Source organism: Mesorhizobium sp. M4A.F.Ca.ET.020.02.1.1 (assembly GCF_004022645.1).
Lineage (GTDB): Bacteria > Pseudomonadota > Alphaproteobacteria > Rhizobiales > Rhizobiaceae > Mesorhizobium.
The window spans coordinates 1-7,837 of the sequence record NZ_RZOI01000236.1; the positions used below are offsets into that span (position 1 = coordinate 1).

The 7,837-nt window shown below is 65.6% G+C and carries 8 protein-coding genes; 1 reads left to right on the forward strand and 7 read right to left on the reverse strand.

The genetic code is table 11. The features are described from left to right. The first annotated feature begins 347 nt into the window (after window positions 1-347). On the forward strand, window positions 348-1,721 hold the full coding sequence (locus EN742_RS16375) for a cytochrome P450 (protein WP_126056897.1): 1,374 nt from the start codon (window positions 348-350) through the stop codon (window positions 1,719-1,721). 20 nt (window positions 1,722-1,741) lie between these two features. Here EN742_RS16375 and EN742_RS16380 read toward each other — a convergent pair whose 3' ends face one another. The 7 genes from EN742_RS16380 to EN742_RS16410 form a co-directional block, all read right to left on the reverse strand. Continuing rightward, window positions 1,742-2,716 (reverse strand): complex I NDUFA9 subunit family protein, encoded by a 975-nt coding sequence (locus tag EN742_RS16380; protein ID WP_126056896.1) that lies wholly within the window; start codon window positions 2,714-2,716, stop codon window positions 1,742-1,744. Window positions 2,717-2,836: 120 nt separating this feature from the next. Further along, a complete protein-coding gene (locus tag EN742_RS16385) occupies window positions 2,837-3,289 on the reverse strand; it encodes a DoxX family protein (RefSeq protein WP_126056895.1) in 453 nt (150 codons plus the stop codon). 402 nt (window positions 3,290-3,691) lie between these two features. Further along, complete coding sequence (locus tag EN742_RS16390) at window positions 3,692-4,696, reverse strand: Ldh family oxidoreductase (protein ID WP_128333029.1); 1,005 nt, start codon at window positions 4,694-4,696, stop codon at window positions 3,692-3,694. 111 nt (window positions 4,697-4,807) lie between these two features. Further along, window positions 4,808-5,617 (reverse strand): ABC transporter permease, encoded by an 810-nt coding sequence (locus EN742_RS16395; protein WP_126056893.1) that lies wholly within the window; start codon window positions 5,615-5,617, stop codon window positions 4,808-4,810. Then, window positions 5,617-6,282, reverse strand: coding sequence for an ABC transporter permease (locus EN742_RS16400; protein WP_189375370.1), 666 nt, complete (start codon window positions 6,280-6,282; stop codon window positions 5,617-5,619). Before EN742_RS16400 ends, EN742_RS16395 begins: the two co-directional genes overlap by 1 nt. A 218-nt stretch (window positions 6,283-6,500) precedes the next feature. Next, window positions 6,501-7,295, reverse strand: coding sequence for a transporter substrate-binding domain-containing protein (locus tag EN742_RS16405; protein WP_127406350.1), 795 nt, complete (start codon window positions 7,293-7,295; stop codon window positions 6,501-6,503). A 54-nt stretch (window positions 7,296-7,349) separates the two neighbouring features. Continuing rightward, window positions 7,350-7,837 (reverse strand): ATP-binding cassette domain-containing protein (locus tag EN742_RS16410; RefSeq protein ID WP_128333030.1); only part of this gene is annotated, 488 nt, incomplete at its 5' end.

Sequence of the window (7,837 nt, forward strand, 5' to 3'; positions counted from 1 at the left end):
TCGCTGAATGGCTGGACGGCTTCGCGCGCGAGCACGGGTTCGAATTTCCCGTGCTCGCGCGCGAAGCCGTCCAGCCATTCAGCGAAGATCGGGCCGGCGCGGCCGGGTCGCGTGCTGCCGATGATGATGTTCAGCCGGTGTTTCAAGGCGGGGCTCCTGCGCTTGGTATCTGTCGGTGACTGCCCCTAAGGCATGCGGCGGTAGGCGGCAAGAAGCCGCGGCGAGCGGACAGTCAGATTCCCGGGAGCGGACATTGCCGAAGGGAGGGCGGTCACGGTCCGGCCCTTCGGCCGCATGGACGCCGGCCCAGGCAACCACTACATTCGAAGGGACAAGCGGAGCAAGCCATGGACACCCAGCCCGCCCCCTTCGTGCCGCCGGCGCCGAAGCCGCGTACCTCGCCGCCGTCGACGCTGGAGATGATGCGCATCGTCTATCGCAATCCGCTCGAACTGTGGGGCGAGCCGACCTACAACCAGCCATGGATCTCGGTGAACGGCATCGGCGGGCCGCTGGTCATCGCCAACGATCCCGGCCTCATCCGCCATGTGCTGGTCGACAATGCCAGGAATTACAAGATGGCGACGGTGCGCCAGATGATCCTGCGCCCGATCCTGCGCGACGGCCTGCTCACCGCCGAAGGCGAGGTGTGGAAGCGCTCGCGCAAGGCGATGGCGCCGGTGTTCACGCCGCGCCACATCTTCGGTTTCGCCCAGCCGATGCTGAAGCGCACGCTGGAGTTCGTCGCCCGCTACGAGGCGGGCGGCACCACCGACATCGCGCACGACATGACGCTGCTCACCTTCGACATCCTTGCCGAGACGCTGTTTTCCGGCGAGATCGCCGGCGAACCCGGCGGCTTCGCCAAGGAGATCGACCGCCTGTTCGAGACCATGGGCCGGGTCGATCCGCTCGACCTCCTGCGCGCTCCGCTATGGCTGCCGCGGCTCACCCGCATCCGCGGCCGCAAGACCATGGCCTATTTCCGCGACATCGTCGCCGGCACGGTGAAGATGCGCGAGGAGCGATTGAAGCGGGACCCCGATCATGTGCCGCAGGACTTCCTCACACTTCTGCTCAAGGCCGAAGGGCCGGACGGGTTGACGCGCTCGGAAGTCGAGGACAACATCATCACCTTCATCGGCGCCGGCCACGAGACGACGGCCCGCGCGCTCGGCTGGACGCTCTATTGCCTGGCCGAGGCGCCATGGGAGCGCGACAAGATTGAGCGCGAGATCGACGACGTGCTGTCGCGGGAGCCCGATCCAACAAAATGGCTGGACGCCATGCCGCTCACCCGCGCTGCCTTCGAGGAGGCGCTCAGGCTCTATCCGCCGGCGCCGTCGATCAACCGCGAGCCGATCGAGCCGGAAACCTGGAACGACCTGCATATACCGAAATATGCCGCCGTACTGGTGATGCCCTGGGTCGTCCACCGCCACCGCAAGCTGTGGGACAGGCCGGATGCCTTCATGCCGGAACGCTTCCATCCGGGAAACCGCGACCGCATCGACCGCTTCCAGTATCTACCCTTCGGCGCCGGCCCGCGCGTCTGCATCGGCGCCAGCTTCGCCATGCAGGAGGCGATCATCGCGCTTGCCATCCTGTTGTCGCGCTTCCGCTTCGACAGCACGCCCGAAACCCACCCATGGCCGGTGCAGAAGCTGACGACGCAGCCGCAAGGCGGCCTGCCGATGCAGGTCACCGTACGCGGTTCATAGCCGCTTGGCTGGTTTCGCGGTCAGGCCGCGGGTTTGCGCTGGAACTGGCCGGCGGCGCGGAAGCGCCAGAGATAGCTCGGCAATATGGTTCCGATCGACTGCGGCTGCAGGCCAAGGCCGGCAAGCGTCCGGCTTTCCCGGGCGGCCTGGTCGGACACAATGTTGTGCGCGCGCAGCTGCAGCACCTGGTCCTTGGTCAGCAGCGGGTTGGGCAGCAGGCCGAGGATCGAGGCTTGCAGGTTCGCCACCCACCACGGCACCGGCACCAGGATCCGCTTGCGGTCGATCACGGTGAGCAGTTCTTCCATGCATTCCTTGAAGGTGAGCACCTGCGGCCCGCCGAGCTCGTAGATGCGGCCGCCTTCGACCTTGCCGTCGACCGAGCGCGCGATGGCTTCGGCGACGTCGCCGACATAGACCGGCTGGAACTTGGTCTGGCCGCCGCCGAGCAGTGGCAGCACCGGCGAAAGGCGCGCCATGTTGGCGAAGCGGTTGAAGAAGCCGTCGTCCGGGCCGAAATTGATCGAGGGCCGGAAGATCACGGCGTCGCTGATCGTCTCCAGCACGGCCTTCTCGCCGAGCGCCTTGGTGCGCGCGTAGACCGACTGCGAATTGAGATCGGCGCCCAGCGCCGAGATGTGGGTGAGGCCGGCGCCGACCGAGCGCGCAGCCTCGGCCACGGCGCGGGCCCCGAAGTCGTGCACGGCGCCGAACTTCTGCCGCCCGCTCTCATGCAATATGGCTACCAGGTTGACGACATGGTCGGCTTCCTGCACGGCGCGGTCGATCGACCAGCGCACGCGCACATTGGCCTGTACCGGCTGGATCTGGCCGACATTGCCGAGCGGCTGCAGATGGCCGGCAAGATCGGGGCGGCGGCAGGCGACCCGGATGCGGTAGCCGCGCTTGGCCAGCGCCCGCACGACATGACGGCCGACAAAGCCGGAGCCGCCGAAGACGACGACGAGCTTTGGGATCTGCAGGATTTCGGTCATGGCTGGCTCCGGCGCGCTTTCCAAGTGGCACTGGCTCTTGGCTGAAGCCGTTTCATAGTCGGTTTCGCGCCAAAGGCAAAGGGCATGCGGAACCAATCACGAGGCTTGTTTCTGCCCTCGTCAGAACGCCCTGCCGATCCGGGCGTCGACCGATTGGCTGTTGCCGCCGCGGATGACGAAGAAGAGCAGGATCGCCGCCCAGATGAGTGACTTTTCCGCGCCGGAGAAACCCTGGCCCATGCTCATCCAGTGGAACCACACCGTGACCAGGAGCACGATGAGGCCGGCAAACGCGGCCGGACGGGTCAACAGGCCGATGGCGATCAGGATGCCGCCGAAGAATTCGGTGCAGGCAAGCAGCGGCGACCAGAAGGCGCCCGGATAGAAGCCGAGCCCTTCGACCATCTCGGTGGCGCCGAACGGGTCCGTAATCTTCTGCGAGCCGTGGATGGCGAGGAAGATGCCCGCTACTGCGCGCAGGACGGTTTCAGCCGTGTTGTTCAAGGCCGCGTAGAAGCCACCGAGGGCAGGGATGAAAAGTCTCTTGCTCGACATATCGGTACTCGCGGACATCAAGGTCTCCTTTGTTGCGACGATCCCGCAAACGCCCGATTGCGGGAATGCAGTCAAATAAACAAAAGTTGACCAAAAGAAGAATGTTTTATCGCGTCAGGCGTGAAACGCAGAAAACCCCGCCGAAGCGGGGTTTTCCGGGTGACGCACGCACCGAAACAGGGTCTGACGAGACGGCCTGACCTGAGACGGCATCAAGTTCGGCGTGAACAAGCACGCCCGCCCCAGCCCTGAACGCCCGGCACGGCGCCGCCAACCGCAAGCCGCGACAAAGCACCCCTGCGGCTCGCGGTGTGAGATGCTGGAGATGGGTCGCCGCGACGAGCAAAAAGGTTCAGTCGGGTGCGAAAAGCCGCGCCTAAATGCCGGGCTCAGGTAGACCGCGGGGCTCGGGCCGCGAAGTCAGCGGGAGGAATAGCGCTCGGCGAATTCGGAGATGCGCTGGATCACCGCCTTGGGCGCGGTGATGCCGCGCGCCACGGCCTTCTCCGCCGCCTCGGCCCGAGCACGTCCCGGCACATGCACGCCATAGCGGCGGCGCAGCCGGTCGAGCTGGTCACGCATGCGCTGCTCGAAATCGGGGTCGAGCAGCTTGGGCTCGACGGCGAGCACGAAAAGCCCGGTTCCCGGGCTGTCCGGGCCGCCGGTGAACCAGGGCGCGTCAAGCGACCAGTTGGCACCGGAAAGGCCCGCCGCCAGCACCTCGACCATCAGCGCGATGTTGGCGCCGCGCTGGCCGCCAAAGGCGAGCATGGCGCCTTTCATGGCAGCCGCCGGGTCGGTGGTCGGATTGCCGCTGGCGTCCAGCGCCCAGCCCTCGGGGATTTTCCTGCCGTCCTCGGCCGCCTTGCGGATGTTGACGAAGGCGGTGGCGCTTGACGACTGGTCGATGACCAGCGGCGATCCGTCGGCGGCGGGCGCGGCGAACGACATCGGATTGGTGCAGTAGACCGGCTTCACCGAGCCGGAGCCGGCCAGCACCGCCGGCCCGTTGGTGGCGGCGAAGGACACCAGCCCCTGCGCTGCCAGCCGCCCGGTGAAATAGCCGAGCGCGCCGCATGTATAGGCGTTCCTCTGCGAAAAGATGGCGACGCCAAAGAGTTTTGCCGCCTTGGCGAGATCCTCGATCGTGCGGTCGAAGCCGGTATGGGCGAGGCCGCCGCGCGCGTCGGACAGATAGACGGCGAGCGCCGGCCTGGTGATGACCGGATCGGCATTGCCGTCGATGCGGCCGGCTTCGATCGCCTCCAGATAGTCGATGAAATGCGTCAGCCCGACGCTGGTGAGCCCTTCCGCCTCGGCCGCGACGATGGAAGCGGCGAGCGACTGTGCGTTTTCCTCGTTGGCGCCGGCGCCAAGCGCCGCCATCCGGCACAGCCCTGTTGCCTGATCGAGACTGAGTTGCATGGTGATGGGTTCCTAGTGAGCAGCGAGTAGCGAGTAGGGAATAGCGAATGGGAATGGTGGGCTGTTGGCCGCCTCGTGTCCTATTCGCTACTCGCTATTCGCTACTCACTTCTAACCGATCTTGACCGGGATCCGCGCCTCGATTCGGCTGAAGGCGAAGACGAGGATGCCGGTGATGGCCATATAGATCAACGCCAGCAGCAGCAAGGGTTCGTAGGTGAGGTAGGTGTCCTGCCGTACCTTTGACGATACGGCGAAGATGTCGATGACGCTGATCGTTGCTACCAGCGGCGTCGACTTCAGCTGCAGCACCGTTTCGCCGGTCAGCGTCGGTAGCGCCCGGTAGAAGGCCTGCGGCAGCCAGATGCGGCGGAAGATCTTCCAGCGGCTCATGCCGAAAGCGCGTGCCGCTTCCAGTTGCCCCTTCGGCACGCCGGCGAAGGCGCCGCGCATCACCTCGCCCTCGTAGCCGGCGAAGGACAGGGTCAGCGCCAGCACGCCATAGGGCCAGGCCTGCCTGAGATATGGCCACATCCAGGAGTCGCGGATCCATGGATATTGCGGAAACAGCGAACCCAAGCCGTAATAGAGCAGCCAGAGCTGCAGGAGCAGCGGCGTCCCCCGGATGATGGTGCAGAAGACCTTGGCCGGCATGGCGAACCAGAACGGGCCACCGGCCTGCGCCAGCCCGAGCGGCACCGCGAGCAGGAAGCCCAGCGAGCAGGTGACGGCCAGGATCCACAGCGCCCGCCAGATGCCCATGAGACCCATTTCCCAATATTGCGGCAGCCAGTCCCAGCGCATGAAGAAGGCGGCGCCGAGGACCAGCCCCAGCGCGATCAGGATCAGCACGATGCGATGCGGCTGCAGCCACAGCGAGGCGCGCGCGACGGCGTTGACGACGACGGCTTCGTTGGCCATCAGCGCGCCTCCTTGACCGAAGGCATGCCGCGCCGCGACCATACCTCGACGCGGCCGATGATCAGGTTGGAGAACAGCGACAGCAAAAGGTAGAGCGCGCCCGCCGCGACGTAGAATGTCAGATAGGCCTTGGTGACGCCGGCGGCCTGCCGCGTGGCAAGGGTCAGTTCGAAGAAGCCGACGACGGCCAGCAGCGCGGTGTCCTTGGTGGCGATCAGCCAGAGATTGGCAAGGCCGGGAATGGCGAAAGGCAGCATCGCCGGCAAGGTGATGCGTCTGAGCAGCAGGCTTGGCGGCATGCCATAGGCGCGGGCAGCTTCGATCTGCCCCTGCGGGATGGACAGGATGGCGCCGCGGATGACCTCGGTCGAATAGGCGCCCTGGACGAAGCCGAGGACGAAAATGCCGGCCGCCAGCCCGCTGATGTCGACGCGCTGGTAGCCCATCGCCGTCAGCACCTGGTTGATCAGGTCGGTGCCGGCATAATAGAGCAGCAGGATCAGCACCAGTTCCGGTACGGCGCGCACGATGGTCGTGTAGACGGCGAGCAGATCGCGCACCACCGGGCCGCCATAGAGCTTGCCATAGGCGCCGCCGGTGCCGATCAGAAGCCCGAGGCAAGTGGCGCCGATGGCGATCTCGATCGAATGCAGCAGGCCGACCAACAGCGTTCCGCCCCAACCCGGCGGCGTGGGCGAGAGGAGCTCCATGATGCCGGCCGCCGAGGCCGGAAGAAATGCGTCGATCAGCTTCGCCCCCGGATTGCTGGAGCCAGGACCGCCCGGTGCTATACGCCCGCGGAAAGCCTGCTTGGACAGATGCCGGCGAAACCTCGCGGCGTGCCGGGCACGCCGCGAGGTCGCTCACTCATGCGGTGGGACCGTCAGTTCGACTGCGGGTCGTCGCCATAGACGTCGAAATCGAAGTACTTCTTGGTGATCTCGGCATATTTGCCATTGGCGCGGATGGCCTTGATACCGGCGTTGATCTTTTCCTTCAGGTCGGTGTCTTCCTTGCGCAGGCCGGCGCCGACGCCCGGTCCGAGAACATCGAGATCAGGCGCGACCATGCCCTTCAGGTCGCAGCATGCCTTGCCCTGGTCCGACTTGAGGAAGGCGTCGAGCGCGATGGAATCGGCCTGCACCGCATCGAGACGGCCGGCGGCGAGATCCTGGTCGGCTTCGTCCTGGGTCTGGTATTCCTTGATCTCCGCCGCTCCGGTGAAGTGCTTCTTGGCGTAGACGGCGTGGATGGTCGAGACCTGGACGCCGATGACCTTGCCCTTGAGATCGTCCGGCGTGGCGCCGAACTTCTGGTCCTTCGGGCCGATGATGGCGGTCGGCGTGTTGTAGTACTTGTCGGAGAAGTCGATCGTCTTCTTGCGTTCTTCGGTGATCGACATCGAGGCGGCGATGAGGTCGATCTTCTTGGTGGTCAGCGCCGGAATTATGCCGTCCCAGGCGACAGGGGTGATGACGCAGTCGAGCTTCTCCTCGGCGCAGACGGCGTCGATGAAATCGATCTCCCAACCGACCCATTTGCCGGAAGCGTCGGGCGAGGCGAAGGGCGGGTAGGGTTCGGCGGCGACGCCGACCTTGATCGGATCGGCCTTGGCGACGCCCATCGCGGCGACGCCGAGAAGCAGCGCCGCGGCGAATGTCTTGAGAACAGTCTTCATGTCAGGACTCCCAGTTTGTTGTGTTCCCGGTTTTCGCCCCGCTTCACTTCGGTCCTAGCCGACGTTGCGGAGGAATTGCTTGAGCCTTTCGGATTTGGGCGCGCCGAACAGCTGTTCCGGCGGGCCTTCCTCCTCGACCAGCCCGTTGTAGAGGTAGACGACATGCGTCGCGACCTCGCGGGCAAACTTCATTTCATGCGTGACCAGAACCATTGTCCGTCCCTCGCGCGCCAGATCGCCGATCACCTTCAGCACCTCGCCGACCAGTTCCGGATCGAGCGCCGAGGTCGGCTCGTCGAACAGCATGACGCGCGGATTGATCGCCAGCGCCCGGGCGATCGCCGCGCGCTGCTGCTGGCCGCCGGACAGATAGGCCGGATAGACGTCGCGCTTCTCGGCGAGGCCCACACGCGCCAGCAGCTTCTCGGCCTGGGCGACCGCCTCCTCGCGCCTGACGCCCAGCACATGCACCGGAACCTCGATGACGTTCTCGATCAGCGTCATGTGGCTCCACAGGTTGAAGTTCTGGAACACCATGCCCA

Excerpts from the sequence above, each read along its gene's own strand:
- EN742_RS16385 (WP_126056895.1), bottom strand. The coding sequence starts at position 3,289 with ATGTCCGCGAGTACCGATATGTCGAGCAAGAGACTTTTCATCCCTGCC.
- EN742_RS16405 (WP_127406350.1), bottom strand. The coding sequence starts at position 7,295 with ATGAAGACTGTTCTCAAGACATTCGCCGCGGCGCTGCTTCTCGGCGTC.
- EN742_RS16395 (WP_126056893.1), bottom strand. The coding sequence starts at position 5,617 with ATGGCCAACGAAGCCGTCGTCGTCAACGCCGTCGCGCGCGCCTCGCTG.
- EN742_RS16380 (WP_126056896.1), bottom strand. The coding sequence starts at position 2,716 with ATGACCGAAATCCTGCAGATCCCAAAGCTCGTCGTCGTCTTCGGCGGC.
- EN742_RS16390 (WP_128333029.1), bottom strand. The coding sequence starts at position 4,696 with ATGCAACTCAGTCTCGATCAGGCAACAGGGCTGTGCCGGATGGCGGCG.
- EN742_RS16375 (WP_126056897.1), top strand. The coding sequence starts at position 348 with ATGGACACCCAGCCCGCCCCCTTCGTGCCGCCGGCGCCGAAGCCGCGT.